At 72.7% G+C, this 24,335-nt stretch carries 26 protein-coding genes; 13 read left to right on the plus strand and 13 right to left on the minus strand.

The genetic code is table 11. The annotated features are described in order from the left end of the window. The first annotated feature begins 54 nt into the window (after nt 1-54). From AC1DDU_RS08815 to AC1DDU_RS08825, 3 genes are read left to right on the plus strand one after another with little or no spacing between them, the layout of a single operon-like run. The gene (locus AC1DDU_RS08815) at nt 55-855 is read left to right on the plus strand and encodes an SDR family oxidoreductase (RefSeq protein ID WP_477433106.1); all 801 of its coding nucleotides are present in this window, start codon (nt 55-57) and stop codon (nt 853-855) included. Then, nucleotides 852-2,072 carry an acetyl-CoA C-acetyltransferase gene (locus AC1DDU_RS08820; RefSeq protein ID WP_477433108.1) on the plus strand — a complete coding sequence of 407 codons (1,221 nt, stop codon included), beginning with the start codon at nt 852-854 and terminating at the stop codon, nt 2,070-2,072. Before AC1DDU_RS08815 ends, AC1DDU_RS08820 begins: the two co-directional genes overlap by 4 nt. Nucleotides 2,073-2,076: 4 nt before the next feature. After that, nucleotides 2,077-2,934 (plus strand): SDR family NAD(P)-dependent oxidoreductase, encoded by an 858-nt coding sequence (locus tag AC1DDU_RS08825; RefSeq protein ID WP_477433110.1) that lies wholly within the window; start codon nt 2,077-2,079, stop codon nt 2,932-2,934. Between the two features lie 61 nt (nt 2,935-2,995). Here the strand turns inward: AC1DDU_RS08825 and AC1DDU_RS08830 are convergent, their stop codons facing one another. Beyond that, a complete protein-coding gene (locus tag AC1DDU_RS08830; RefSeq protein WP_477433112.1) occupies nt 2,996-4,618 on the minus strand; it encodes an AMP-binding protein in 1,623 nt (540 codons plus the stop codon). Nucleotides 4,619-4,728: 110 nt separating this feature from the next. On the opposite strand from AC1DDU_RS08830, the gene AC1DDU_RS08835 reads away from it, so the two are divergent. Then, nucleotides 4,729-5,340, plus strand: a complete 612-nt coding sequence (locus AC1DDU_RS08835) for a TetR/AcrR family transcriptional regulator (protein ID WP_477433114.1) — start codon at nt 4,729-4,731, stop codon at nt 5,338-5,340. 41 nt (nt 5,341-5,381) lie between these two features. Here AC1DDU_RS08835 and AC1DDU_RS08840 read toward each other — a convergent pair whose 3' ends face one another. Together AC1DDU_RS08840 and AC1DDU_RS08845 are read right to left on the minus strand one after the other, a co-directional pair. Beyond that, entirely contained in the window at nt 5,382-6,140 is a 759-nt protein-coding gene (locus tag AC1DDU_RS08840) for a CoA-transferase subunit beta (RefSeq protein ID WP_477433116.1), read from the minus strand. Then, nucleotides 6,137-7,018, minus strand: a complete 882-nt coding sequence (locus tag AC1DDU_RS08845; RefSeq protein WP_477433118.1) for a CoA transferase subunit A — start codon at nt 7,016-7,018, stop codon at nt 6,137-6,139. Before AC1DDU_RS08845 ends, AC1DDU_RS08840 begins: the two co-directional genes overlap by 4 nt. A gap of 72 nt (nt 7,019-7,090) precedes the next feature. Between AC1DDU_RS08845 and AC1DDU_RS08850 the strand changes: the two genes are divergently transcribed. Continuing rightward, on the plus strand, nt 7,091-7,870 hold the full coding sequence (locus tag AC1DDU_RS08850) for an SDR family NAD(P)-dependent oxidoreductase (RefSeq protein WP_477433120.1): 780 nt from the start codon (nt 7,091-7,093) through the stop codon (nt 7,868-7,870). Between the two features lie 20 nt (nt 7,871-7,890). On the opposite strand, the gene AC1DDU_RS08855 is transcribed toward AC1DDU_RS08850, so the two are convergent. Then, nucleotides 7,891-8,331, minus strand: coding sequence for a VOC family protein (locus tag AC1DDU_RS08855; RefSeq protein WP_477433122.1), 441 nt, complete (start codon nt 8,329-8,331; stop codon nt 7,891-7,893). Between the two features lie 64 nt (nt 8,332-8,395). Here AC1DDU_RS08855 and AC1DDU_RS08860 point away from each other — a divergent pair, with 64 nt between their 5' ends. After that, nucleotides 8,396-9,142 carry an SDR family NAD(P)-dependent oxidoreductase gene (locus tag AC1DDU_RS08860; RefSeq protein ID WP_477433124.1) on the plus strand — a complete coding sequence of 249 codons (747 nt, stop codon included), beginning with the start codon at nt 8,396-8,398 and terminating at the stop codon, nt 9,140-9,142. 1 nt (nt 9,143) lies between these two features. Further along, complete coding sequence (locus tag AC1DDU_RS08865; protein WP_477433126.1) at nt 9,144-9,767, plus strand: gamma carbonic anhydrase family protein; 624 nt, start codon at nt 9,144-9,146, stop codon at nt 9,765-9,767. Between the two features lie 8 nt (nt 9,768-9,775). Here AC1DDU_RS08865 and AC1DDU_RS08870 read toward each other — a convergent pair whose 3' ends face one another. The 4 genes from AC1DDU_RS08870 to AC1DDU_RS08885 are packed head-to-tail and all read right to left on the minus strand — an operon-like array spanning nt 9,776 to nt 13,879. Further along, the gene (locus AC1DDU_RS08870; protein WP_477433128.1) at nt 9,776-10,885 is read right to left on the minus strand and encodes an acyl-CoA dehydrogenase family protein; all 1,110 of its coding nucleotides are present in this window, start codon (nt 10,883-10,885) and stop codon (nt 9,776-9,778) included. Between the two features lie 17 nt (nt 10,886-10,902). Continuing rightward, nucleotides 10,903-11,859, minus strand: a complete 957-nt coding sequence (locus AC1DDU_RS08875; RefSeq protein WP_477433130.1) for an acyl-CoA dehydrogenase family protein — start codon at nt 11,857-11,859, stop codon at nt 10,903-10,905. After that, nucleotides 11,859-13,025 carry an acyl-CoA dehydrogenase family protein gene (locus tag AC1DDU_RS08880; protein ID WP_477433132.1) on the minus strand — a complete coding sequence of 389 codons (1,167 nt, stop codon included), beginning with the start codon at nt 13,023-13,025 and terminating at the stop codon, nt 11,859-11,861. The genes AC1DDU_RS08875 and AC1DDU_RS08880 overlap by 1 nt, the downstream gene beginning before the upstream one ends. Then, nucleotides 13,022-13,879, minus strand: a complete 858-nt coding sequence (locus AC1DDU_RS08885; RefSeq protein ID WP_477433134.1) for an enoyl-CoA hydratase — start codon at nt 13,877-13,879, stop codon at nt 13,022-13,024. Before AC1DDU_RS08885 ends, AC1DDU_RS08880 begins: the two co-directional genes overlap by 4 nt. Before the next feature lie 123 nt (nt 13,880-14,002). Between AC1DDU_RS08885 and AC1DDU_RS08890 the strand changes: the two genes are divergently transcribed. From AC1DDU_RS08890 to AC1DDU_RS08900, 3 genes are read left to right on the plus strand one after another with little or no spacing between them, the layout of a single operon-like run. Then, a complete protein-coding gene (locus AC1DDU_RS08890; protein ID WP_477433136.1) occupies nt 14,003-15,169 on the plus strand; it encodes an acyl-CoA dehydrogenase family protein in 1,167 nt (388 codons plus the stop codon). Further along, nucleotides 15,166-15,954: an SDR family oxidoreductase gene (locus AC1DDU_RS08895; protein WP_477433138.1), complete on the plus strand. Its 789-nt coding sequence runs from the start codon at nt 15,166-15,168 to the stop codon at nt 15,952-15,954. Before AC1DDU_RS08890 ends, AC1DDU_RS08895 begins: the two co-directional genes overlap by 4 nt. A 17-nt stretch (nt 15,955-15,971) precedes the next feature. After that, nucleotides 15,972-17,123: an acetyl-CoA C-acetyltransferase gene (locus AC1DDU_RS08900; protein WP_477433140.1), complete on the plus strand. Its 1,152-nt coding sequence runs from the start codon at nt 15,972-15,974 to the stop codon at nt 17,121-17,123. A 95-nt stretch (nt 17,124-17,218) separates the two neighbouring features. Here the strand turns inward: AC1DDU_RS08900 and AC1DDU_RS08905 are convergent, their stop codons facing one another. The 5 genes from AC1DDU_RS08905 to AC1DDU_RS08925 are packed head-to-tail and all read right to left on the minus strand — an operon-like array spanning nt 17,219 to nt 21,578. Then, nucleotides 17,219-18,295, minus strand: a complete 1,077-nt coding sequence (locus AC1DDU_RS08905) for an NAD(P)H-dependent flavin oxidoreductase (protein WP_477433142.1) — start codon at nt 18,293-18,295, stop codon at nt 17,219-17,221. After that, nucleotides 18,292-19,050 (minus strand): CoA-transferase, encoded by a 759-nt coding sequence (locus AC1DDU_RS08910; protein WP_477433144.1) that lies wholly within the window; start codon nt 19,048-19,050, stop codon nt 18,292-18,294. Before AC1DDU_RS08910 ends, AC1DDU_RS08905 begins: the two co-directional genes overlap by 4 nt. Further along, nucleotides 19,043-19,882: a CoA transferase subunit A gene (locus AC1DDU_RS08915; protein WP_477433146.1), complete on the minus strand. Its 840-nt coding sequence runs from the start codon at nt 19,880-19,882 to the stop codon at nt 19,043-19,045. Before AC1DDU_RS08915 ends, AC1DDU_RS08910 begins: the two co-directional genes overlap by 8 nt. Further along, a complete protein-coding gene (locus AC1DDU_RS08920) occupies nt 19,879-20,637 on the minus strand; it encodes an enoyl-CoA hydratase family protein (RefSeq protein ID WP_477433148.1) in 759 nt (252 codons plus the stop codon). The genes AC1DDU_RS08915 and AC1DDU_RS08920 overlap by 4 nt, the downstream gene beginning before the upstream one ends. A gap of 35 nt (nt 20,638-20,672) precedes the next feature. Then, nucleotides 20,673-21,578 (minus strand): SDR family NAD(P)-dependent oxidoreductase, encoded by a 906-nt coding sequence (locus AC1DDU_RS08925; RefSeq protein ID WP_477433150.1) that lies wholly within the window; start codon nt 21,576-21,578, stop codon nt 20,673-20,675. Between the two features lie 110 nt (nt 21,579-21,688). Here AC1DDU_RS08925 and AC1DDU_RS08930 point away from each other — a divergent pair, with 110 nt between their 5' ends. From AC1DDU_RS08930 to AC1DDU_RS08940, 3 genes are read left to right on the plus strand one after another with little or no spacing between them, the layout of a single operon-like run. Beyond that, nucleotides 21,689-22,594: an SDR family oxidoreductase gene (locus tag AC1DDU_RS08930; protein ID WP_477433152.1), complete on the plus strand. Its 906-nt coding sequence runs from the start codon at nt 21,689-21,691 to the stop codon at nt 22,592-22,594. Continuing rightward, complete coding sequence (locus AC1DDU_RS08935) at nt 22,591-23,373, plus strand: MaoC/PaaZ C-terminal domain-containing protein (protein WP_477433154.1); 783 nt, start codon at nt 22,591-22,593, stop codon at nt 23,371-23,373. The genes AC1DDU_RS08930 and AC1DDU_RS08935 overlap by 4 nt, the downstream gene beginning before the upstream one ends. Further along, nucleotides 23,370-24,293, plus strand: coding sequence for an NAD-dependent epimerase/dehydratase family protein (locus AC1DDU_RS08940; protein ID WP_477433156.1), 924 nt, complete (start codon nt 23,370-23,372; stop codon nt 24,291-24,293). Before AC1DDU_RS08935 ends, AC1DDU_RS08940 begins: the two co-directional genes overlap by 4 nt. Nucleotides 24,294-24,335 lie beyond the last annotated feature (42 nt).

Below are 24,335 nucleotides of genomic sequence, written 5' to 3' on the forward strand. Positions count from 1 at the left end.
GCATTTGTTTGGTAGCCTGGACAGGTCGACGACGACGTCCAGAAAGGTGGCCTGATGAGCCTGACGATCGACCTCTCCGGTCGCGTGGTCATGATCACCGGCGGTGGCCGCGGCGTCGGTCGCGGCATCGCGACCCGCTTCCTCGAGGCGGGCGCCGCGGTGGAGATCTGCGGACGCACCGCGCCGGAACGGCCCGTCGAGGCCGAGGGCCGCCGCGCCGTCTTCCGCACCGCCGACGTGCGCGACCCCGAGGCCGTCGCGGCGTGGACCGCCGACGTCGCCGAGCGCCACGGGCGCATCGACGTCGTGGTGAACAACGCCGGCGGATCCCCGTTCTCGCGGTTCGCCGACGGCTCCCCGCGCTATCAGCGCGCGATCACCGAGCTGAACTTCCTCTCCGCCGCGTTCGTCTCGCACGCCGCATACCCGCACCTGCGCGAGGCACGGGGGTCGCTGATCAACATCACCTCGATCAGCGCCCGGCGGCCGAGCCCCGGGACGGCGATCTACGGCGCCGCGAAGGCCGCTCTCGAAAGCCTCACCCAGAGCCTCGCCGTCGAGTGGGCTCCCGACGTGCGCGTGAACGCGGTCAGCTGCGGCCTCGTCGCCACCGAGGGGGCCGTCGACCACTACGGCGATCCCGAGCAGTACGCGCAGGTCGCGGCGACCATCCCGCGCGGCCGACTGGCCGACCCCGCCGAGATCGGCGCCGCGTGCGTGCTGCTCGCGAGCGATCTGTCCAGCCACACGACAGGGGCGGTGGTGCCCGTCGACGGCGGCGGCGAATGGCCCGCCTTCCTCGCCCACACCCCCAACGCCGACATCCTCCGTTCCGCGAAAGGAACCGACTCATGACCGAAGCCGTCATCGTCTCCGCCGTGCGCTCGCCCATCGGGCGTGCGGGCAAGGGCTCGCTGAAAGACCTGCGCCCCGACGACCTCGCGACGCAGATCGTCCGCGCGGCGCTGGACGCCGTGCCCGAGCTCGACGCCACGACGATCGACGACCTCATGATGGGCTGCGCACAGCCGGCGGGGGAGCAGGGTTACAACATCGGCCGCATGGTCGCGCTGCAGCTCGGCCTCGACTCGGTCCCCGGCACGACCGTGCACCGCTACTGCTCTTCGTCGCTGCAGACGACCCGCATGGCCTTCCACGCCATCAAGGCAGGCGAGGGCGACGTGTTCGTCTCGGCGGGCGTCGAGGCGGTGTCGCGGTTCGGCCTGGGCAAGTCCGACGGGCTGCCCGACACGAAGAACCCGCGCTACGCGGCGGCGATGGCGCGCACGCGGCAGCTCGCCGAGGATGCGGATGCCGTGTGGTCCGACCCGCGCGAGCGCGGCGAGCTGCCCGACATCTACATCGCCATGGGTGACACCGCCGAGAACGTCGCGCAGCTGCGGGGCGTGTCGCGTCGCGCGCAGGACGAATGGGCGGTGCGCAGCCAGAACCGTGCCGAGGCCGCCCTGGCCCGCGGGTTCTGGACGCGCGACATCACGCCGGTGACCCTCGCCGACGGCACGGTCGTCTCGGCCGACGACGGCCCCCGCGCCGGGGTGACCCTCGAGGGCGTCTCGGGCCTGCAGCCGGTGTTCCGCCCGCACGGCACCGTCACCGCCGCCAACTGCTGCCCGCTCAACGACGGCGCCGCGGCGCTGGTCATCATGAGCGACGTCAAGGCGAAGGAGCTCGGCCTGACGCCGCTCGCGCGCATCGTCTCGACCGGCGTCTCGGCGCTGAGCCCCGAGCTCATGGGCCTGGGGCCGGTCGGCGCCGTCGAGCGCGCCCTGCGCAACGCCCGCATGTCCATCTCCGACATCGACCTCCTCGAGATCAACGAGGCGTTCGCCGCCCAGGTGCTGCCCTCGATCGACGACATCGGCATCGACCCCGAGCGGGTCAATGTCAACGGCGGCGCGATCGCGCTCGGCCACCCCTTCGGCATGACCGGAGCCCGCATCACCACGACGGCGATCCACGCGCTGCAGGAGCGCGACGAGCAGTTCGCGGTCGAGACGATGTGCGTCGCGGGCGGACAGGGCATGGCGCTGGTGCTCGAGCGGCTCAGCTGAGGCCATGACGCGCGAGCTCGCAGGGCTCTCGGTCGTCGTGACGGGCGCCGGCGCCGGCCTCGGGCGGGCATACGCCCTGGCCGCTGCCGCCGCCGGCGCCGCCGTCGTCTGCGGCGACGTCGACGGTGAACGGGTGTCCGGTGTCGCTCGCGAGATCGGCGACGCCGGTGGCCGGGCGATCGCGCTCGAGGCCGACGTCTCGCTCGCCGAGACCGGCGGGCGGCTCGTGGATGCCGCAGTCGCCGCCTTCGGCCGCCTGGACGGCATCGTCAACAACGCGGGGCTCATCGCCCCAGGTGCGTCGCCGGAGCAGTCGCCGGAGGTGGTGGAACGGATGCTGGCGGTGAACGTCGCCGGCGTCGTCCACGGCGGAACGGCGGCGATGCGCGCGATGCGCGACGCGGGCCACGGCGGGAGCATCGTCAACGTGGCATCGGGGGCGCTCCAGGGCGCGGACGACCTCACGCTGTACGGCGCCACCAAGGCCGCGGTGTTGGGGCTGACCTACGGCTGGGCGCTGGAGGGCGAGGGTCTCGGCATCCGCTGCAATGCGATCGCCCCGCTCGCCCACACCGCGATGTCGGACCTGATGGGCACCGACGAGGCCCGCCGGGGCCCCGATGCCGCGCTCATCGCGCCCGCGGTCGTGTACCTGCTGGGCCCGCGGTCGCGCCGCCTGACCGGTCAGGTGCTGCGGTTCGACGGCCGCAGGCTCGGCCTCATGGCTCCGCCGCAGCTCACGCACGTCACGAGCCGTGAGGAGTGGGATGCCGCGGCCGTCGCCGACGCGATCGACGGCGTGCTCGCGCCCGGCGTCGCTCCCGTCGGGCTCGCCCGCTCGCCGCGCCCCACCTGGGTCTGACCGCGCACGCCGCCGGCCCGGCATCCCCGCGGTGGGGACCCGGGCCGACGCGCTCGGTGGATCAGGCCGTCGCGACGGCCTGATCGCGCAGCTCGGACTTGAGGATCTTGCCCGTGGCGTTGCGGGGGAAGTCCTCGACGAACACGAAGTCGTGCGGCACCTTGAAGCCCGCCAGGCGCTCGCGGCAGAACGCCTCGAGCTCGGCGGCGTCGGGGCGGTGCTCGGCGTCGTGCAGCAGCGCCACGTAGGCGCGGCCGACCGATCCCATGCGGGCGTCGTCGACGCCGATGACGGCGGACTCGTTGACGGCCGGATGCTGCCGCAGCACGTTCTCGACCTCGGCCGGGTACACGTTGAAGCCGCCGACGATGAACATGTCCTTAAGGCGATCGGTGATCTTGAGGCAGCCGTGCTCGTCGAGCCGGCCGATGTCGCCGGTGTGGAACCAGCCTTCGCCGTCGACGACGGCGCGGGTGGCCTCCTCGTCCTCGAAGTAGCCGAGCATCACGTTGTCGCCGCGCAGCAGGATCTCGCCGTCGACGCCGACCGCGACGTCGGCGCCGTCGGGATCGACGACCCGGATCTCGACGCCCAGCACGCCGGGGCCGGTCGTCTGCTGCGCGTGCTCGAGCGACTCGCCGGTGCGCGACATCGTCGCCACGACGCACTCGGTGAGGCCGTACGCCTGCGCGACCGTCTGGAACCCGAGCAGCTGCACCATGTCGCGGAAGAGCGTGGCCGGGGCCGCCGTGGCGCCGGCGATCGCGAAGCGCAGCGACGACAGGTCGTACTCGCGCAGTCGCGGGTGGTCGATGAGCGTCGTGAAGATCGTGGGGACGCCCGGCAGCACCGTGATGCGCTCGCGCTGGATCATCTCCAGCAAGGCGTCGGGGTCGAAGACCGCGACCGGGTAGATGGTCGTGCCCGCCATGAGCGAGGTGATCATGCCCGCCTTGTAGCCGAAGCCGTGGAAGAACGGGTTGACCACGGCGTAGCGGTCGTCGGGGGTGAGCTCGGCCCCTTGGGCCCACGCGCGGGCGACGGCGAGGGACTGGCGGTGTGCGCTCATCACGCCCTTGGGGATGCCGGTCGTGCCCGACGTGAACAGGATGTCCATCACGTCGTCGCGGGTGACGGCCGCTGCTGCGGCATCCACGGTCGCATCGTCGACGCCCTCGCCGCGGGCGAGGAAGTCGTCCCACGACAGTGCGCCGTCCAGCGGCGGGGCGTCGTCGAGCCCCACGACCACCTCGAGCGCGGGCAGCCCCGGGACGACGCGGCCGCCGTCGGCCGCGGCCTCGGCGGCGGCGGTGCGCAGCATCGTCGCGAACGACTTGCCGAGGAACCCCTCAGCGACGGCGAGCACCGAGGCGCGGGAGCGGGAGAGGATGACGGCGGCCTCGTGTCCGGTGAAGCGGGTGTTCAAGGGGACGACGGGTGCGCCGATGTACTGGGCGCCGAGCATCGCGAGGATGAACCCCGCCCGGTTGGGCGCCCACACCGCGACGCGGTCGCCGCGGCGCACGCCCGCGGCGAGGTAGGCGCGCGCGACCTGGCGCACGCGGTCCCGCAGACCGCGGTACGAGATCGTGACATCACCGTCGACGATCGCGGGGTGATCGCCCAGCTCTGCCATTTCGGCGAGCAGAGCGGGTACGGTATCGGCGGCGGAGATGGCGGTCATGGCCGTCCTTTCGCATTTCGGCGTGTTACCTGTGCTAAGTCTGTGCTACTGCTGGCGGATGAGGCAGACTTGAACAAACGCTTGTGCAAGCAGCTGTGAAGGAGCACCGCATGACGATCGGCACCAGGACGTCGCGACCGGACCAGAGTTCCGAGCGGCGCGACCAGATCCTTGCGATCGCGGCGCGTCTCATCGCGAGCCGAGGCTACTCGGCCACCACCGTCCGCGACATCGCCGACGAGGCCGGCATCCTCTCCGGGAGCCTGTACCACCACTTCTCCTCGAAGGAGGCGATCCTCGAGGAGATCCTGCGCAGCTTCATGGACGGGCTGCTGGCCGAGTTCGAGAGCATCGCCGCCGGCGAGGGCAGTGCGCGCGACATCCTGGACCGGCTCATCGAGCACGCGTTCCTGACCATCGAGCGCCAGCCCGACGCGGTCGGGCTGTACCAGAACGAGTCGGCGTTCCTGGCGACCCAGCCCGGCTTCGAGTTCATCGCGCAGGAGTCGGCGCGCATCGAGGAGATCTGGCTGGGCCAGATCCTGGCGGGTCAGCGCAGCGGCACGTTCCGCGACTCGATCGACGCGGGCGTGACGTACCGCTTCATCCGCGACTCGGTGTGGTCGACGGTGCGCTGGTTCCGCCCGGGCGGGCGCCACACGGCGGCGAGCGTGAGCCGCAACTACCTCGACCTGCTCCACCACGGTCTCCTCGCTGAATAGGGGGTGCGGCCGCCGCGGCGGCCTCCCGGCCGGCCTTCGGGTCAGTCGGGGACCTCACGCGAGCGCAGCCCGCGCGGATCGATGACCTCGCGGATGAGCCGCAGCTCCTCGGCATCCGGAACGCGCGTGGCCGGCGCGTTCGTCACGTCGACGGGGAACCCGGTGCTCTCGACCACGGTCTGCGGATCGACGCCGGGGTGCACCGACAGCACCGTGATCCGCCCCTCGTCGTCGTAGCCCAGCACGGCGAGGTTGGTCACGACCACGCCGAGCCGGTGGAAGCGAAGAGCGGCGCCGGCCTCGCGGGCGCGGTCGTTCCCGACACCCGAGACCATGTCGACGGCATCCACGAACACCCGCGCGCTGTGCCGCGGCACCCAGTAGTCGACGCGGTGGTTGGCGGTGTTGCCGGGCGCGCCGCGCACGCCGATGAGCTGGCGCTTGGGGCGGTCCCACTCGCCGATGAGCGAGATGTTCTGGTTGCCGTGGCGGTCGAGCTGGCTGGCGCCCATCATGCTCTGGCGGCGCCCGGTGGCGAGGATGTCGAAGATCCGCCGGAACGGCGCCCAGCCCTCGATCGTCCCGCCCGCGGCGGCGCTGCGGCCCAGCGGCGGCGGCGTGCTCATGAGGAACGCCTCGCCGTCGGTGAGCACGATGTCGGGCGCCGTGGTGAGCTTGGCCAGTCGGGCGCCGATGGTGGGGATGGTGCCCACAGCGTGCGCGAGCACCTCGCCGGAGTCGCGGTACGTGTCGGCGCAGGCCGCGACGCAGACCTCGGCGGTCGTGGCGGGGGCGGTCATGAGACTCCCTTCGAGGAGGCGGATGCCGCGGCGTGGAAGCGCGCGACGGCCTCGTGGTAGGCGGCTTCGTCGGTCCCGAGGAAGTTCGCGGCGAACTCGCTCCAGGTGGCGGGGTCCTTCGCAGCGGCGGCGTAGTGGCGCTGGAACGTCTCGTCGCGGTCGTAGTCGGGCTCGCACGAGGTGAAGTGGGCGCCGCCGGGCGCTTCCACGACGCCGGAGACGTACATGCGGCTGAACAGGAGCGTGTGGAAGCTCCCTTCGTCCAGCAGCGCGTCGGTCGCAACGACCTTCTCGGCCGAGACAAACGTGCGCTCGGCGGCCATGGCGAACAGGTCGTCGAAGTACGGGTCCGGCCCGAGGAACTGGGCGTTGCCGGCCGCATCCGCTCGGTTGACGTGGACGAGGGCGACGTCCAGCGGCAGCGCCTTCATCGCGACGTAGACGTCGTCGGAGTACGGGGAGGCGACGGTGCGCAGCTGCGGGTTCGCCGGCATCACGTCGGAGCCGAGGCCCGCGCGGATCGGCAGGAAGTCGAGGCGCTGGGCGGCGGCGCGCAGCCCAGCGACGAACATGCCCTCGTCGTACTCCTCGATCGCGAGGTCGCCGCGTTCGCGGGCGGCGGTGAACAGCGGGTCGAGCGGGATGCTGTCGAGCGAGACGAAGCCGTAGACGAGCTTGCGGATCTTGCCGGCCTGCGCCAGGAGTCCGACGTCGGGGCCCCCGAAGGCGACGACCGTGAGGTCGGTGACGTCCGAGCGCAGCAGCGCGCGGACGAGGGCCATGGGCTTGCGACGCGAGCCCCACCCGCCGATGCCGATCGTCATGCCGCTCTCGATGTACGCGACGGCGTCGTCGAGACTCGTCAGCTTGTCGGGCATCCTCGCTCCTTCTCGCAGCTCTGCGAACGCCGGTCGTAGCGAACCTAGCGCTTGTTTGGTAGTCAGGCTAGCATGACGGACGAGCGACGCGGTGCGGCATCCGCCGATGACGCGACGTCGAGGAGGACGAGCATGATTCCAGGCGGCATCCACGCGGTCGTGACGGGCGGGTCCAGCGGCATCGGCGCCGCCGTCGTCGACGAGTTGCGCGCGCGTGGCCGTGCCGTGACGGTGTTCGACCTCCAGCCGCCCGCCGACCCCGCCGTGCCCTTCGTCGAGGTGGACCTCGCCGACGAGGCGGCGGTCGAGCAGGCGGTGGCGGATGCCGCCTCCCGCGCCGGCGCGATCACCGAGCTCGTGGTGTGCCACGGCATGCGGGGCGCCTACGTGCCCGCGCTCGAGCTCGACCTCGACGCGATGCGGCGACTGTACGACGTGCACGTCGTCGCCGCGCTCGCCGTGAGTCGCGCCGTGGTGCGGCGTCTCGACGGCGCACCCGGCTCCCTCGTGCTGATCTCGTCGACCACCGCCTACCGCGGCTGGGCGAACCAGGCCGACTACGGGCCGGCCAAGGCCGCCGTGCGCCAGCTCGCGGAGAACCTCGCGATCGAGTGGGCGCCGCTCGCCGTGCGGGTCAACGCGGTGGCGCCGGGTCACACGCTCACCCCGATGGTGCAGGACCTCGTTGCGGGCGGCTACGACCTCGCACCGGTCGAGGCGCGCATGCCGCTGGGCCGGCTCGCCCGCCCCGACGAGATGGCGGGGTCGATCTGCGCGCTGCTGTGCGACGCGACGTTCGTGACGGGCCAGTGCCTCGCCGTCGACGGCGGATGGACGGCGGTCGGCAAGTGACGACCGCGTCCGGCCGCCGTTCAGCGCGGCGGTTCGAGCAGTTCGACGCGCACGTCTTCGGGCCCCAGCACGTAGACGTACCGGAACCCGTCGAGCGGGCCCGCCGTGGCGGTCATGGGCGCAGACAGCGCGCGTGTTCCGCGGGCCGTGAGACGCGTCAGGGTCTCGTCGAGGTCGTCCACCACGACCGCCGGGTGCGCGGCGCCCACGCTGCCGTTGTCCGGGTCGATGCGCACGCCGGAGCCGCCGCGGTACTCCAGGAGCTCGAGCACGGCATCGCCGGCCGGGAAGGTCAGGAACGCCTGGCGCACGACGACGCCGGGGTAGCCGGTCGCCGCGTCGACGGCGGGTCCGCTCTTCTCGTACGGCCCGGCGACGTCGCCGCCCGCCAGGTCGCGGTAGAACGCGACGGCGGCGTCCAGGTCGCTCACCGTGATGCCCATGTGGTGCAGTCGCGGCATCCGCTTCTCCCCTCGATCAAGCGCTTGGTCGCACGCTAGCCCACGCGCCCCGGAAAGGAAAACCGTGAACGACACCCCACCCCTCGTCCGCCTCGACGACCGCATCGTGCTCCTCACCGGCGCCGCCGGAGGCCAGGGCCGTGCGCACGCGCGCCTGCTGCACGACCTCGGTGCGAGGCTCGTGCTCACCGACCTCGACGCCGACGGCGTCGCCGCGCTCGCGGCGGAGTTCGGCGACGACGCCATCGGCGTCGCCCACGACGTCACGTCGGCGGCAACCTGGCAGGCGGTGGCGGATGCCGCAGCCGCGGCCTTCGGCCGGGTCGACGTGCTGGTGAACAACGCCGGGTTCTGCCCGGTCGCGCCCCTCGCCGAGACGACCGAGGCGACCATCCGCCTCACGATCGATGTGAACCTCGTGGGCGCGATCCTCGGCATCCAGGCGGTCCTGCCGCTCATGCAGGACGCAGGCGGGTCCATCGTGAACATCTCGTCGACGGCGGGGCTCCAGGGCTACGCCGACCGTGTGCCGTACGCCGCGTCGAAGTGGGGCCTGCGCGGGGTGACGCGCTCGGCCGCGCGCGAGCTCGGAGTGCACGGCATCCGGGTCAACACGATCTGCCCGGGCGCCGTGGACACCCCGATGATCAGCGAGGAGACGCGTCAGGGAACGGGGTTCATCGCGACGATCCCGATCCCTCGCGCCGGGCGCCCCGAAGAGGTGTCGAACCTCGTCGCGTTCCTCGCGAGCGACGCGTCGAGCTACTGCACCGGTCACGAGTTCGTCGTCGACGGCGGCCAGGCGGCCTGACATGCCCAGTTACGAGATCGACGGCGTCGTACCGGTGGTCGACCCCACGGCGTTCGTGCACGAGAGCGCGTCGCTCATCGGCGACGTCATCGTGGGGCCCGGCTGCTACATCGGCCCGTTCGCCAGCCTGCGCGGCGACTTCGGCCGCATCGTCGTCGGGGAGGGGGCGAACGTGCAGGACTCGTGCACGGTGCACGCCTACCCCGGCGCGGATGCCGTGATCGAGCCGTCGAGCCACGTCGGCCACGGGGCGGTGCTCCACGGCTGCACGGTGCGCTCGTACGCGCTCATCGGCATCGGTGCGATCGTGCTCGACGGCGCCGAGATCGGCGAGGACGCACTCGTGGGTGCGGGTGCGGTGGTCACGGCGGGAACGATCGTGCCGCCCCGGTCGCTCGTGCTGGGCAGTCCCGCGCGCGTCGTCAAGGAGCTCGACGACGAGACGCGCGCGTGGAAGCGGCGAGGGGTCGACGTGTACCGGCAGCTCGCGCAGCGCAGCCTCGCGACGCTGCGTCGCGTCGAGCCGCTCACCGCCGTCGAGCCGGATCGCGCACGGGTCTCGACCGGACGCGACGTCTCACGACCTCTGCATGAGCTGCGCGGGTCGGGCGAGGACCCGCGGTAGTCCTCCGGCTACCGCGGAACGAGCCCGAGCTCGATGGCGAGGCGCTCGCGCTGCTGCTCGGGAGTGCCGAAGAGCTGCCGCAGCGCGTGCGCCCGCTTGAACACCAGGTGCGCGTCGTGCTCCCACGTGATGCCGATGCCGCCGTGCAACTGGATCGTCTCGCCGGCGACGAGGTCGAGGCTCTCGCCGCACCACGATTTGGCCAGAGCCGCCGCCTCGGCGGCCTCCGGGGCGTCCTCGGCGATCGCGCGGGCCGCCGCACGGGAGGCCGTGCGCGCCGTCTCCACCCGCACGTGCATGTCGGCCATGCGGTGCTTGAGGGCCTGGAACGAGCCGATGAGCCGGCCGAACTGCCGGCGCTGCCCCGCGTAGGTCACGGTCATGTCGAGGCCGCGCGCAGCGGCCCCGGTCTGCAGTGCCGCGATCGCGCTGAGCGCCGCGGTGCGGATCGCCTCGAACACGGCGGCATCGGTGGCCAGCAGCTCGGCTGTCGCGCCGTCGAAGCGCAGCGTGGCCAGGCGCAGGGTCGGATCGAGCGCGGGTGTCGCGATGCGTTCGACGGATGCCGCGGCATCCACCAGGAACAATCCGGGGCCTTCCGGGGTCTGCGCGATCGCGAGCACGACGTCGGCCGCGAGGCCGTCGAGCACCAGCGGCGACTCCCCGTCGAGCACCCAGCCGTCCTGCTGCCGCGCGGTCACCGCCATCGTGGCGGGGTCGAAGTTCCCGGCGGCGTCGGCCCACGCGAGCGTCGCGATCGAGGAGCCGTCGGCGATGCCGGGGAGCACGCGCTCGCAGGCCTCGGCGGCGCCCGAGGCGAGGAGTGCGGGCGCGGCGATGCCGACCGACGCGAGGTACGGCGACGGCGTGAGGGCGTAGCCGAGCTCCTCGAGCACGAGGTGCGTCTCGACCGCGGTGAATCCGGCGCCGCCGAACTCCTCGGGGATCGCGAGCGACGCCGCGCCGATCTCCTCGCACAGCACGCGCCACAGCGCACGGTCCCAGCCGTCGGCGCTCGCCATCGCGGCGCGCACGGCGGCGGAGTCGGAGCGCTGCGCCAGCAGGCTCCGCAGGAACGAGACGAGCTCGCCCTGCTCTTCGGTGAGGTCGGACGACATGCGGACTCCCTGACGGGTCAGGCGGACAGGATCGAGCGTGCCACGCGAGCACGATGGTAGGCGGGAGTACCCCACGCGGCACGCAGCGCCGGCACGAGGCCCAGCCACAGGCCCAGGTGATGCTCGGCGGTGTAGCCGATCGCGCCGTGCACCTGCAGCGCCGTGCGCGCGGCATGGTCGGCGGCGTCGCCGGCGGCGACCTTGGCTGCTGACACCGCACGGGCACGGTCGGGGCCGTCGAAGCCGACGGCGGCCGCGCGCACGAGCGGACGCGCGAAGCTCACGCCGACGTGCGCGTCGGCGAGGGCGTGCTTGACGGCCTGGAACTCGCCGATCGGCCGGCCGAACTGCTCGCGGATGAGCGCGTACGCCACGGCGTCCTCGACGAGGCGCGAGGCGATGCCGACCAGCTGCGCGGCGGCGGCGAGGGATGCCTCGTCCAGCGCGTCCGACAGCGCGCCCGCGTCGAGCGGGGTCGGCGTCCCGGCCGCGAGGCGGGCGATCCGGCGTGTCGGCGCGATCGAGGCGAGCTCCTGGGCGACCTCGGCTGGTGCGAATCCGCCGTCGCCGATCGCGTACCGCACGGACGCCGCATCGGCGTCGAGGGCGGCCGGAGCGACGCCCTCGACGCTCGCTGTGGCGATCGCCCCGGCGGTGAGAGCGTCGCGGGCCTCGGCGTCGACGAGGTGCGGGAGAAGTGCGATGGTCTCCAGGTACGGTCCCGGCACGGCGTGATAGCCGAGGCGTTCGAAGACCACGACCAGATCGGCGACCGATCCGCCCAGGCCGCCGTCGTCCTCCGCGATGCGCAGGCCGGTCAGGCCCAGCTCGGCGAACTGGTTCCACAGCGCGAGCCCCTGGGCGGTGTCGCCCGAGGCCCAGGCGCGGGGGATGTCGGTGCCGCCGTGCCCCTCGACGATCTCGTCGATCGCTTCGGCGAACGCCTGCTGCTCTTCGGTTGCGAGGAACCGCATCATGACCTCCCGCCGCGCGGAAGCCCGAGGAGGCGTTCCGCGACGATGTTGCGCTGGATCTCGTTGGTGCCGGCGTAGATCGGGCCCGCCAGCGAGAAGAGGTAGTCGTCGACCCACCGGCCGTCGTCCACGGCACCGGGGCCGCGCAGCTCGGCATCGGCGCCGAGCAGCCGCAGACCTGTCGCCTGGATGTGGATGTCGAGCTCCGACCAGAACAGCTTGTTGACGCTGCCCTCGGCTCCGACATCCCTTCCCTCGAGGAGGCCCGAGACCGTCTGCCAGGTGAAGAGACGATACGCCTCGGCGCCGATCCAGGCGTCGACGACGGCGTCGCGCGCGGCCGGGTCGGTGTCGGGTCGCTCCGCGAACAGGCCGGTGAGCCGGTCGGCGGCGGCCAGGAACCGGCCGGGGGAGCGCAGCGACAAGCCGCGCTCGTTCCCCGCGGTGCTCATCGCCACGCGCCAGCCGTCTCCGGGGGCGCCGAGCACGTCGGCGTCCGGGACGAACACGTCGTCGAAGAAGATCTCCGCGAAGCCGGTGTCGCCGTCGAGCTGCGCGATCGCGCGCACGGTGATGCCGGGCGCATCGAGCGGGAAGAGGAAGTAGGTGAGTCCGCGGTGGCGCTGCGCGTCGGGGTCGCTGCGGAACAGGCCGAAGCCGCGATCGGCCCACACCGCACGCGAGCTCCAGATCTTCTGCCCGTTGAGCACCCAGCCGCCGCGCGCGTCGTCGCGGCGGGCGGTGCTGCGGATGGCGGCCAGGTCGCTGCCGGCGCCGGGCTCCGACCACGCCTGCGCCCACACCAGCGAGCCGTCGGTCATCGCCGGCAGGTAGCGGTCCTGCTGCTCCGGTGTGCCGTGCTCGAACAGGATCGGGGCGAGCAGCGAGATGCCGTTCTGCGCGACGCGCGTGGGCGCGCCGGCGCGGTAGTACTCCTCCTCGAACAGCACCCATTCCACGATGCCGGCGTCCCGTCCGCCGTACCGTTCTGGCCAGGACACGACCGACCAGCGGCCTGCGGCGAGCTCGGCCTCCCACGCGCGGTGGGCGGCGAAGCCCTCCTCGGTGTCCATGGAGGGCAGGCCCTCAGCGGGGACGTGCGCGGCCAGCCACGCGCGCGCCTCGGCGGCGAAGGCCTCCTGCTCGGGGGTGAGGTCGAGGTTCACGAGGCGCCTCCGGCGTCCTTGATGGTGCGGATGCCGACACCGCCGAGCGAGTCGCCCCCGACCTCGGCGTTGTGGGCGTGGGCGGCGTGGTGCAGGCCGAACACCGAGTCCATGCCGGCGCGCATGCCCTGCAGGTCCTCGGCCTGGTTGACGGCCTTCTTGGTCAGCGCGAGGCCGAGGCGCGGCATCTGCGCGATGCGCTCGGCGAGCTCGACGACGCGGTCCTCGAGCTCGGCGCGGGGCACGACGTGGTTGACCATGCCGAGTTCGTAGGCGCGCTGCGCCGGCATCCGGTCCCCGGTGTAGAGCATCTCCTTCGCCGCGCGGGGGTTGGTCACCCACGGGTGCGCGAAGTACTCGACGCCCGGGATCCCCATGCGCACCACCGGGTCCTGGAAGAACGCGTCGTCGGCGGCGACGATGAAGTCGCACGACCACGCGAGCATGAGGCCGCCGGCGATGCACGCGCCCTGCACCATCGCGATGACGGGCTTGGGGATCTCGCGCCAGCGGCGGCACATGCCGAGGTACACCTCGGACTCGCGGGCGAAGCGGGAGTCGACGCCGGAGGCGCCGACGTGGTCCCACCAGATGACGGCCTTGCGCTCGAAGCTCTGGTCGATGTCGCGGCCGGGGGTGCCGATATCGTGGCCGGCGCAGAAGTGGTCGCCGTTGCCGCCCAGCACGATCACCTTCACGTCGTCGTCGTCGACGGCGGCGGTGAAGGCGGCGTCCAGCGCGTAGGTGACGCGGGAGTTCTGCGCGTTGCGGTAGCGCGGGCGGTTCAGTCGCACGAACGCGACGGCTCCGCGCACCTCGTAGGTGACGACGTCCTCTTCCGGATCCGCGGTCATCGCGAGCTCCTCTCTGAACTCCCCTGTCGCCCATGACGACGAGTTGACCAAACAATTGCTTGGTTGTTGCTACTATACGGGAACGACAAGCGTTGACAACGGCGGACGCGAGGAGACGATGACGTGGACCTGACGTACTCGCAGGCGGACGAGGAGTTCCGCGCCGAGATCCGCGCCTGGCTCGAGGAGAACCTCGCCGGCGAGTTCGCGGACCTGCGCGGCCGCGGCGGATCGGGACGTGAGCACGAGGCGTTCGAGGAGCGTCTCGCGTGGAACCGGCACATGGCCGCCGCCGGCTGGACGTGCGTCGGCTGGCCCGTCGAGCACGGCGGGCGCGGCCTGAGTATCGAGCAGCAGGTGATCTTCCACGAGGAGTACGCGCGGGCAGACGCCCCGGCGCGCGTGAACCACCTCGGGGAGGAGCTGCTCGGTCCCACCCTCATCGCTTTCGGCACACCCGAGCAGCAGGCGCGGTTCCTGCCGAAGATCGTCGCCGTCGAAGAGCTGTGGTGCCAGGGGTACTCCGAGCCGGGTGCCGGGTCGGACCTCGCCGGCGTCGCCACCAAGGCGCGGCTCGACGGCGACCACTGGGTGGTCTCGGGGCAGAAGATCTGGACCTCGCTCGCACAGGAGGCCGACTGGTGCTTCGTGGTGGCCCGCACCGGCAGCGGCGCCCGCCCGCACGACGGCCTGTCGTATCTCCTCGTCCCGATGGACCAGCCCGGCGTCGAGGTGCGGCCCATCGTGCAGCTGACGGCGACGAGCGAGTTCAACGAGGTGTTCTTCGACGACGCCGTCACCGACGCCGACCTCGTGGTCGGCCAGGTGGATGCCGGCTGGGGCGTCGCGATGGCGACCCTCGGCTTCGAGCGCGGCGTCTCGACGCTCGCGCAGCAGATCGCGTTCCGGCGGGAGCTGAATGCCGTCATCGAGACCGCCCGCCGCACCGGAACGATCGCCGACCCCCTGCTGCGCGACCGCATCGTGCAGGCGCACCAGGGCCTGGAGGTCATCCGCCTGCACGCACTGCGCACGCTCGGCGGCGAGCAGGGGTTCGAGGCATCCGTCACCAAGCTGCTGTGGTCGCAGTGGCATCGCAGCCTCGGCGAGCTGGCGATGGATGCCGCCGGCCCCGCGGCCCTGACGGTCACGGCGCCCTACGACCTCGACGCACTGCAGGCCCTGTTCCTCTTCAGCCGCGCCGACACCATCTACGGCGGATCCGACGAGATCCAGCGCAACGTCATCGCCGAGCGCGTGCTCGGCCTTCCCAAGGAGCCCCGCGCATGAGCCTTCCCGCACCCGCGTACGTCCCGCCCCACGGCCTGCTCGAGGGCCGTCGCATCGTCATCACGGCCGCCGCGGGCGCCGGCATCGGCTCGGCCGCCGCCGTGCGCTGCCTCGAGGAGGGCGCGGCGCTCGTCGTCATCAGCGACACGCACGCCGGGCGCCTGGAGGCCGCCGAGCGCGAGCTCGCCGAGCGGTTCGGAGCCGAACGCGTGCGGTCTTCGGTGTGCGACGTCACCGTCGAGGACGACGTGCAGGGCCTGCTCGACCTCGCCGAGCAGGGCGGCCCGATCGACGTCATGATCAACAACGCGGGCCTGGGCGGTACGACGCCCATCCTGGAGATGACCGACGACCAGTGGTCGAAGGTGCTCGACGTGACGCTCACCGGAACCTTCCGCTGCATCCGTGCCGTCGGGCAGCGCATGGTCGCCTCCGGCACCGCCGGGGTCATCGTCAACAACGCCTCGGTGATCGGCTGGCGTGCCCAGGAGGGCCAGGCGCACTACGCGGCGGCGAAGGCCGGCGTCATGGCGCTCACCCGGTCGGCGGCGATGGACCTCGCCGCTCACGGCATCCGCGTGAACGCCGTCTCGCCGAGCCTCGCGATGCACCCGTTCCTCGAGAAGGTGACGACTCCCGAGCTCCTCGAGCAGCTCAAGGCCCGCGAGGCCTTCGGCCGCGGCGCCGAGCCGTGGGAGGTCGCCAACGTCATGGTGTTCCTCGCGAGCGCCTACTCCTCTTACATGACCGGCGAGGTCGTGTCCGTCAGCAGTCAGCACGCCTGAGCCCGATCGGAGCCCTCATGACCACCGCCTACATCGTCGACGCCGTCCGCAGCCCGGTGGGCAAGCGCGGCGGGTCGCTCGCCGGCATCCACTCCGCCGACCTCGGCGCGCACGCCATCGGGGCCCTGATGGACCGCACCGGCATCGACCCGGGAGCGGTCGACGACGTCATCCTGGGCTGCACCGACACCATCGGCTCGCAGGCCGGCAACATCGCACGCACCGCCTGGCTCGTGGCGGGACTGCCCGACCACGTCCCCGGGGTGACCGTGGACCGCCAGTGCGGATCCAGCCAGCAGGCCCTCCACTTCGCGGCGCAGGCGGTCATGGCGGGCGTGAACGACCTCGTCGTCGCGGGCGGGCTCCAGAACATGTCGGCCATCCCGATCTCGTCGGCGATGAACGTCGGTGCGCAGTTCGGGTTCACGACGCCGTTCGCCCAGTCGCCCGGCTGGCAGGCCCGCTACGGCGACCAGGAGATCAGCCAGTTCCGCGCCGCCGAGATGATCGCCGAGCGCTGGGACATCTCGCGGGAGGACATGGAGCGCTTCGCGTTCGCCAGCCACCAGCGCGCGATCGCCGCGATCGACGAGGGCCGGTTCGCCGGCGAGATCGCCCCGCTCGCGGGCGTCGAGACCGACGAGGGGCCGCGGCGCGACACGTCGCTCGAGAAGATGGCGAACCTCCCCACTCTCGTCGAGGGCGGGCGCGTCACCGCCGCCGTGGCCTCGCAGATCAGCGACGCGTCCAGCGCGGTGCTCATCGCCTCGGAGCAGGCGCTCGCCGACCACGGCCTCACGCCGCGCGCCCGCATCCATCACCTCTCGGTGCGCGGCGCCGACCCGGTGTTCATGCTCACCGCTCCCATCCCCGCGACGGCGTACGCGCTCGAGAAGGCGGGCATGACCGTCGACGACATCGACCTCTTCGAGACGAACGAGGCCTTCGCGTCGGTCGTGCTGGCGTGGATGAAGGAGACCGGCGCCCCGCACGACCGCGTCAACGTCAACGGCGGCGGCATCGCGCTCGGGCACCCGATCGGCGCCACGGGCACGCGCCTCATGACCACGCTGCTGAACGAGCTCGAGCGCCGCGGCGGCCGCTACGGCCTGCAGACGATGTGCGAGGGCGGCGGCGTCGCCAACGTCACGATCATCGAGCGCCTCTAGACCCGGTGCCGCTCGCGCTGCGGCGCGGGCGGCACCGCACCACGGGAAGGACCGGATGCCGGGGCCCGCCGCCGGGCGGCGGGCCCCGGCATCCGTCATTCCGCGATGACGGTGCCCGCGGCGGCGCGGAGACGCTCGACGGCCTCCCGCACGACCCGGTCGACGAGCTCCTCGCAGCTCGGCAGGTCGTCGATGACGCCGACCACCTGGCCGGAGGCGAGCATGCCGGCGCCGACGTCGCCGTCGACGAGCCCGGCCTTCAGCAGCATCGGCGTATTGGCCGCCTGCGTCATCTGCGCCCACGATCGTCCGCTCGCGCGCTTCATCGACAGGCCGTCCTTGACGAAGGCGGGCCACGACATGCCGCTCATGCGGCGGAACTCGAGGGAGCGGCGCAGCGTCGGCACCAGCGTCCGCAGGCGGTTCGAGGATTCGAGCTCCTCGACGTAGTCGGTGCGCAGCAGGCGGTGCGGCACGCCGTCGGCCTTGGTGGTGACGACCGTGCCGTCGAGGCCGAACTCGAGGTAGCGGCGCTTGATGTCCTCGGGCACCGCGCTGTCGCGCGTGAGCAGGAACCGGGTGCCCATGCCGATGCCGACCGCGCCGTACGCGAGGGCCGCGGCGAGCCCGCGGCCGTCGAAGAAGCCGCCCGCGGCGACGACCGGGATGTCGACGGACGACACCACCGACGGCAGCAGGATCGAGGTGGGCACGGCGCCGGTGTGGCCGCCGCCCTCGCCGCCCTGGATCATGACGGCGTCGGCGCCCCACGCGGCGACCTTCTCGGCGTGGCGGACGGCGCCGATGGAGGGGATCACGACGATGTCGTGCTCCTTGAGCTTCTCGATCAGCTCGCGCTTGGGCGCCAGCGCGAACGAGGCCACCTTGACGCCGTGCCGGATGAGCAGGTCGGCGCGCTCGGAGGCGTCGCCGGCGTCGGCACGGAGGTTCACGCCGAAGGGGCGGTCGGTGCGGTCCTTGACCTCGATGACGGCGCGTTCCAGCTCGTCGAGCGTCATCGTGGCGGAGGCGAGGATGCCGAGGGCTCCGGCCCGCGCGGTGGCGCTCACGAGGCGGGGCCCGGCGACCCAGCCCATGCCGGTCTGCACGATGGGGTGGTCGACGCCGGTGAGCTCGGTCAGGGCGGTGCGGATCAGCGGGGGCGTGGTCATCGGCGGGGGACCTCTCGGTAGCGGAGTCCGCGCGGGTCGAGGCGCTCGCGGATCAGGTGCAGCTCTTCGGCGTCGGGGAGTCTGGTTATGGGGATCGACGGCGACAGGTGCAGCGCGCATCCGGTCGCGCCGACGACGTCGTCGATGTCGACGCCGGGGTGCACGCTCACGAGCGCCAGCGTGCCGTCGGGGCCGGAGAGGTCGAGCACGGCGAGGTCGGTGACGATCGCGCGCACGTCGTGGAACCGCCCCGCGGGCCCGAGGGCCCGGGCCCGATCGGTCCCCACTCCGGTGACGACGTCGACGCGGTCGACGAACACGCGCGGCGCGTGCCGGGGGATCCAGTAGCTCGTGGCGTGGTTGACGGTGTTCGTCGCGGCCGCGCGGGCGCCCAGCAACTGGCGCGACGGGCGGTCGCGGTCGCCGATGGCGGAGAGGTTCTGGTTGCCGTGGCGGTCGAGCTGTGCGGCGCCCATCACGACGTGGCGGTCGCCGCGCGCGATGAGGTCGAACAGCGCGCGGTAGGGGAGCGACCCCTCCACGACGCGGAACGGCTCGTCGACCGCCGGCACGTCGGCGTAGAGCGTGAACTCGCCGTCGCTCAGCAGCAGGTCGGGGGCGTGCGTGAGCTTGGCCAGTCGCATGCCGATCGTCGGCACGACGCCGGCACCGCTCGCGAGGATCTCGCCGCCGCCCCGGAACAGGTCGCTGCAGGCGGCGACGGCGACGTCAGCGCGGGTGGCGGGCTCAGGCATCCGTCACCTCCGTCATCGCGGGACGGATGCCGCGCCCGGCGAACGACGCGAGGTACGCCTCCGGCGCGCTCGCCGCGTCGGCGTACGCGCGCTGGGCCTCCTCGTCGCGGGCGTAGTACGGCTCGCACGCGGTGAACCCCGCGCCCTGCGGCGCGTGCACGACGTGCTGGACGAGGGTGCGGTTCAGCACGAGGGTCGAGGGTGCGGCATCCGCCGTCAGCTCCTCGGTGGAGACGACCTCCTCGACGCTCGCGATCGTGCGGGCCGCGGCCGCGGCGACCAGGTCGTCGAAGTACAGGTCTCCGCCGAGCAGCTGGGCGTTGCCCGCCGGGTCGGCGCGGTGCAGGTGCACCAGAGCGAGGTCGAGCGGGATCGCCGGCATCGCGACGAGCTCCTCGCCGTCGGCATACGGGGAGCGGACGGTGAGGATGCCGGGGTTGCGGGTGACCGCGTCGGACCCGAGGCCCGCCCGCGTGACCTCGAACGGCAGACGGCGGGCGGCGGCGCGCAGCCCCGACACCAGCATCGCCTCGTCGAGCTCGACCGACGCGACAGCGCCGCCCTGCCGGGCCCGGGCGAAGTGCGGCTCGACCGGGATCGAGTCGAGCGAGACGAACGCGTGCACGACCTTCGCGGCCTGCCCGGTGGCGCACAGGATGCCGACATCCGGCCCGCCGAAGCTCACCACGGTGAGGTTCCGCGCGCCGGAGCGGACCACGGCGCGCACGAGCGCCAGCGGCTTGCGCCGCGATCCCCAGCCGCCGATGCCGATCGTCATGCCGTCGTGGACGAGGTCCGTGACGGCGTCGGCGTCGAGCGTCTTGTCGGTCACGTCTCGAGGTTGCCGCCGGTCGCGACGAACTCGTCGCGGTGCTCGTCGGCGACGCCGGCGAGGTTGAGCTCGAACGTGAAGCCCTGCTCGAACCGGTAGCTGCGGTTGACGTCGATCGGGTCGATGCCGTTCAGCGCCTCCTTGGCCGCGCGGATGACGCGCGTGTCCTTGGCGGCGATCTCGTCGGCGAAGGCGAGCGCGGTGGCGTCGAGCTCGGCGCGGGGCACGACCGCGTGCACGGTTCCGAACTCCGCCAGGCGCGCGGCACCCACCGTACGGCTCGTGTAGTACATGGCGCGCAGCATGTGATGCGGGACCAGGCGCGAGAGATGGGTGGCGGCGCCGAGCGCGCCGCGGTCGACCTCGGGGACGCCGAAGTAGGCGTCGTCGGAGGCGATGATCACGTCGGAGTTGCCCACGAGCCCCACGCCGCCGCCGAGGCAGAAGCCGTTCACGGCCGCGATCACCGGCACCGGGCACTCGTAGATCGCCTTGAACGCCTCGTAGCAGCCGCGGTTCGCGCCGATGAGGGCGGCGTGGTCGCCGGTGCGCTGCATCTCCTTGATGTCGACGCCCGCGTTGAAGCCGCGGCCCTCGGCGCGCAGCACGACCACGCGGGTGTCGGCATCCGCCCCCGCCTCGCGCATGGCGTCGGCAACGGCGTACCAGCCGGCGACCGGGAGTGCGTTGACGGGCGGGTAGTCCATCGTGACGGTACGCACGCCCTTGTGCGCGATCGACGAGGTCACGGCCATGTGATCTCCTTACCTAACGTTTGCTTGTTTTGACCCTAGCACTTGCTTGGTTCGCCCGATAGCACCCGGTCGCCCGGTTCGCCGAGCCGGGTCCATGCGTCGAAGAAGGCGTCGTCGGAGTCGAGGCCGAACAGCGTCGTCCACTCCTCGTCGGTCGCCGCCGCGCGCCGCGCGGTGTTGCGCACGGCGTCGTCGCCGACGAGGGTGCGCCACGGCGCGTGCGGCTCCGCCAGCACGCGCTCGATCGCCCGGGCGACGTCGTCGGGAGCGAGGCTCGTGGTGCGGTCCGCGGCGATGACGGCCTGGTAGCGCTCCAGCATCCGCTCGTACCCCGGCGGGTTCTCTCTCGGGCGGATCTTGCCGCGCATCGCGGTGAGCGTGCTGCCGGGCTGGACGAGGCGGACCCGGATGCCGAACCCGGCCACCTCCATCGCCAGGGCCTCCAGCGCCCCTTCCAGGGCGCGCTTGGACCCGGCGTAGGCCGCCCAGGTGGGCAGGATCGCCTGCGACGACTGCGAGCTCAGCGCCACGATGGTGCCCGCGCGGGCTTCGCGCATGCCGGGCAGCACCGCGCGGATGCAGCGCAGCGCGCCGAACACGTTGACCTCGAACAGCGCGCGGATCTCGTCCATCGCGTGGGTCTCCAGCGTCGCGCCGGCGTACGCGCCCGCGTTGCAGACGAGCCTGTCGATGTGCCCGTCGTGGGCGAGGATGGCGCCGAACGCCGCGGCGACCGCGTCGTCGTCGGTCACGTCGCAGGTGCCGAGCGCGAGGTCGAGACCCTCGGCCTCGGCGAGATCGCGGAGGTCGGCTGCGGCATCCGGATCCCGCATCAGCGCCCACACGCGATCACCGGCCCGCGCCTGGCGCAGGGCGGTCGCGCGGCCGATCCCGGTGCTGGCGCCGGTCACGACGGTCACCGTTCGCGAGGATGATGTCATCCGCGTCACCTCCGACGTCTGCTCGTTGGACGTCGCGAGCCAAACTAGCAGTTGCTTGGTCGATGGACTAGGGTGGCACCACCACCGCTACTCGAAGGAGAGGCAGGCCGATGGCCCGACTGTGCGAAGGACGTGTCGCGATCGTGACCGGAGCAGGCCGCGGACTCGGGCGCGAACACGCGCTCGAGCTGGCGCGCCAGGGGGCGAAGGTCGTCGTCAACGACCTCGGCACCACCCTCGGCGGCGACGGCACGTCGACCGGGCCCGCGCAGGAGGTCGTCGACATCATCCGCGCCGCGGGCGGCGAAGCGGTCGCCAACGGCGCCGACATCGCCGACTTCGCCCAGGCGAAGGAGCTCATCGACCAGGCGATCGAGACGTTCGGCCGCCTGGACGTGCTCGTCAACAACGCCGGCTTCGTGCGCGACCGCATGCTGATCAACGCCGACGAGGACGAGTGGGACGCCGTCATCCGCGTGCACCTCAAGGGCCACTTCGCCCCGCTCCGTCACGCCAGCGCCTACTGGCGGGCCGAGGCGAAGGAGGGACGGATGCCGGCGGCCCGGGTCGTCAACACCTCCTCCGGGGCGGGCCTCCAGGGCAGCGTCGGCCAGGCCGCCTACTCCGCGGCCAAGGGCGGCATCGCCTCGCTCACCCTCGTCGCCGCGCAGGAGCTCGGCCGCTACGGCGTCACCGTCAACGCGCTCGCCCCGTCGGCGCGCACGCGCATGACGGAGGGGCCGTTCGCCGCCGCGATGGCCGCGCCCGAGGACGGCTTCGACCGCATGGACCCGGCGAACGTGTCGCCGGTGGTCGCGTGGCTCGCGAGCCTGGACTCCGCCGACGTCACCGGCCGCGTCATCGAGGTCGAGGGCGGGCGCATCTGCGTCGAGGAGGGGTGGCGGCACGGGCCGGCACGCGAGCTCGACCGCCGGTGGCGCGCCGACGAGGTCGGCGCCGCCGTGCGCGATCTGATCGCCGACGCCGCCCGCCCCGAGCCGGTGTACGGCGCATGAACGCCGGCGAGTGGGCCGGTCGCCACCTCGGCGACCGTGCGGTGTCGTACACCGAGCGCGACACGATCCTCTACGCGCTCGCAGTGGGAGCGCCCGCCGACCGCCTCGACCTCGTCTTCGAGGAGCGGCTGCGCGTGCTTCCCACGTTCGGGTTGACGCTCGCGCAGTGGGCGCCCGACATCCTCGCCGCCGAGGGCGTGTTCGACGACACCTCGGTGCACGGCTCGCAGAGCCTCGAGGTCCGCGCGCCGCTGCCGCGCTCGGGCACGCTCGAGCTCAGCGCGCGCGTCGGCGGCGTGTGGGACAAGGGATCGGCCGCGATCTTCGAGGTCGTCGTCGAGTGCACCGAATTCACCGCGACGTGGTCGATCTTCGCGCCGGGCAAGGGCGGCTTCGGAGGTGAGCGCGGGCCCGCGCGCCCGGCGCAGCCCGTGGGAGCTCCGGTCGCCGAGGTCTCGCTCGCGACCGCCGAGAACCAGGCGGCGCTGTACCGCCTCACCGGTGACCTCCACCGCATCCACATCGACCCCGAGGCATCCGCCCGCATCGGGCAGCCCCGCCCGATCCTGCAGGGCCTGTGCACGCTGGCCGCCGCCACGCTTCCGCTCGCCGACGCGCGCGGCGCGCACCCGGCCGATCTGCGCTCCCTCACCGGGCGCTTCAGCGGGCCGGTGGTGCCCGGCGACCTGCTCACGGTGAGGTCGTGGGACGGTTCCGCGTTCGACGTGGTGCGGGGCGAGACGCCCGTCATCTCCGATGCGACGGCGGTGTTCGCGTGAAGGTCGTGGTCGCCGGCGGCACCGGCTTCATCGGCAGCCACGTCGCCGCACGGCTCGCCGCCCGCGGCGACGAGGTCACCGTGATGGGTCGGAGGCCCGCATCCGATGACGATCCAGTCGCGATCGAGGGGATGCCGCGCCTCGTCGCCGACTACACCTCGGACGCGCTGACGCCCGCCCTGCTCGCCGGGTTCGATGCCGTCGTGTTCGCGGCGGGCAACGACATCCGCCACGTCGCCGCCGACGACGAGGACGCCGCCTTCTGGGACCGCGTGCAGGCCGAGGGGGTGCCCCGCTTCGCCGCGCTCGCGAAGCGCGCCGGCGTGGGGCGATTCGTGCAGATCGGCAGCTACTACCACCAGCTCCACCCGGAGTGGGCGGCGACGGTCCCGTACGTCGCGGCACGCAAGGCCGCCGACGAGGGTGCTCGGGCGCTCAGCGACGACGCGTTCGCCGCGATCACGCTCAACCCGCCGTCCATCGTCGGCGTGCCGCCGGGCCGGGGGCTGCGGCGCTTCGGCCGCATGATCTCGTGGGCCCGCGGCGAGCTGGCCGAGCCCGGGCTCTCCGCGCCGTCGGGCGGCACGAACTACATGTCGGTGCACTCGCTCGCCCAGGCGGTGGAGGGAGCGCTGGATGCCGGCATCCCGGGCCGCGCATATCTGATCGGCGACGAGAACCTGACGTACCGCGAGTACTTCCAGCTGCTGGCCGATGCCGCCGGATCGACGGTGCGGATCGAGGAGAGCGACGAGGAGCACCCGTACCAGCCCGACCGCTTCATCGTTCAGGGTCGAGGCCGCGTGATCGCCTACGAGCCGCCCGCCGACGAGGTGGAGCTGCTCGGCTACGACCGCGGCGACGTGCGCCGCGCGCTCGAGGAGATCGTCCGGGCGTCGGACGCGGCCGTGCGGGCGTAGTCCGGTCACGACGCTGGCGATGTGTCGGCGGTCTGTGAGAGG

The sequence above is a fragment of the Microbacterium sp. 05T445 genome (genome assembly GCF_056395865.1).

Excerpts from the sequence above, each read along its gene's own strand:
- AC1DDU_RS08815 (WP_477433106.1), top strand. The coding sequence starts at position 55 with ATGAGCCTGACGATCGACCTCTCCGGTCGCGTGGTCATGATCACCGGC.
- AC1DDU_RS08820 (WP_477433108.1), top strand. The coding sequence starts at position 852 with ATGACCGAAGCCGTCATCGTCTCCGCCGTGCGCTCGCCCATCGGGCGT.
- AC1DDU_RS08825 (WP_477433110.1), top strand. The coding sequence starts at position 2,077 with ATGACGCGCGAGCTCGCAGGGCTCTCGGTCGTCGTGACGGGCGCCGGC.
- AC1DDU_RS08830 (WP_477433112.1), bottom strand. The coding sequence starts at position 4,618 with ATGACCGCCATCTCCGCCGCCGATACCGTACCCGCTCTGCTCGCCGAA.
- AC1DDU_RS08835 (WP_477433114.1), top strand. The coding sequence starts at position 4,729 with ATGACGATCGGCACCAGGACGTCGCGACCGGACCAGAGTTCCGAGCGG.
- AC1DDU_RS08840 (WP_477433116.1), bottom strand. The coding sequence starts at position 6,140 with ATGACCGCCCCCGCCACGACCGCCGAGGTCTGCGTCGCGGCCTGCGCC.
- AC1DDU_RS08845 (WP_477433118.1), bottom strand. The coding sequence starts at position 7,018 with ATGCCCGACAAGCTGACGAGTCTCGACGACGCCGTCGCGTACATCGAG.
- AC1DDU_RS08850 (WP_477433120.1), top strand. The coding sequence starts at position 7,091 with ATGACGGACGAGCGACGCGGTGCGGCATCCGCCGATGACGCGACGTCG.
- AC1DDU_RS08855 (WP_477433122.1), bottom strand. The coding sequence starts at position 8,331 with ATGCCGCGACTGCACCACATGGGCATCACGGTGAGCGACCTGGACGCC.
- AC1DDU_RS08865 (WP_477433126.1), top strand. The coding sequence starts at position 9,144 with ATGCCCAGTTACGAGATCGACGGCGTCGTACCGGTGGTCGACCCCACG.
- AC1DDU_RS08870 (WP_477433128.1), bottom strand. The coding sequence starts at position 10,885 with ATGTCGTCCGACCTCACCGAAGAGCAGGGCGAGCTCGTCTCGTTCCTG.
- AC1DDU_RS08875 (WP_477433130.1), bottom strand. The coding sequence starts at position 11,859 with ATGCGGTTCCTCGCAACCGAAGAGCAGCAGGCGTTCGCCGAAGCGATC.
- AC1DDU_RS08885 (WP_477433134.1), bottom strand. The coding sequence starts at position 13,879 with ATGACCGCGGATCCGGAAGAGGACGTCGTCACCTACGAGGTGCGCGGA.
- AC1DDU_RS08895 (WP_477433138.1), top strand. The coding sequence starts at position 15,166 with ATGAGCCTTCCCGCACCCGCGTACGTCCCGCCCCACGGCCTGCTCGAG.
- AC1DDU_RS08900 (WP_477433140.1), top strand. The coding sequence starts at position 15,972 with ATGACCACCGCCTACATCGTCGACGCCGTCCGCAGCCCGGTGGGCAAG.
- AC1DDU_RS08905 (WP_477433142.1), bottom strand. The coding sequence starts at position 18,295 with ATGACCACGCCCCCGCTGATCCGCACCGCCCTGACCGAGCTCACCGGC.
- AC1DDU_RS08910 (WP_477433144.1), bottom strand. The coding sequence starts at position 19,050 with ATGCCTGAGCCCGCCACCCGCGCTGACGTCGCCGTCGCCGCCTGCAGC.
- AC1DDU_RS08920 (WP_477433148.1), bottom strand. The coding sequence starts at position 20,637 with ATGGCCGTGACCTCGTCGATCGCGCACAAGGGCGTGCGTACCGTCACG.
- AC1DDU_RS08925 (WP_477433150.1), bottom strand. The coding sequence starts at position 21,578 with ATGACATCATCCTCGCGAACGGTGACCGTCGTGACCGGCGCCAGCACC.
- AC1DDU_RS08930 (WP_477433152.1), top strand. The coding sequence starts at position 21,689 with ATGGCCCGACTGTGCGAAGGACGTGTCGCGATCGTGACCGGAGCAGGC.
- AC1DDU_RS08935 (WP_477433154.1), top strand. The coding sequence starts at position 22,591 with ATGAACGCCGGCGAGTGGGCCGGTCGCCACCTCGGCGACCGTGCGGTG.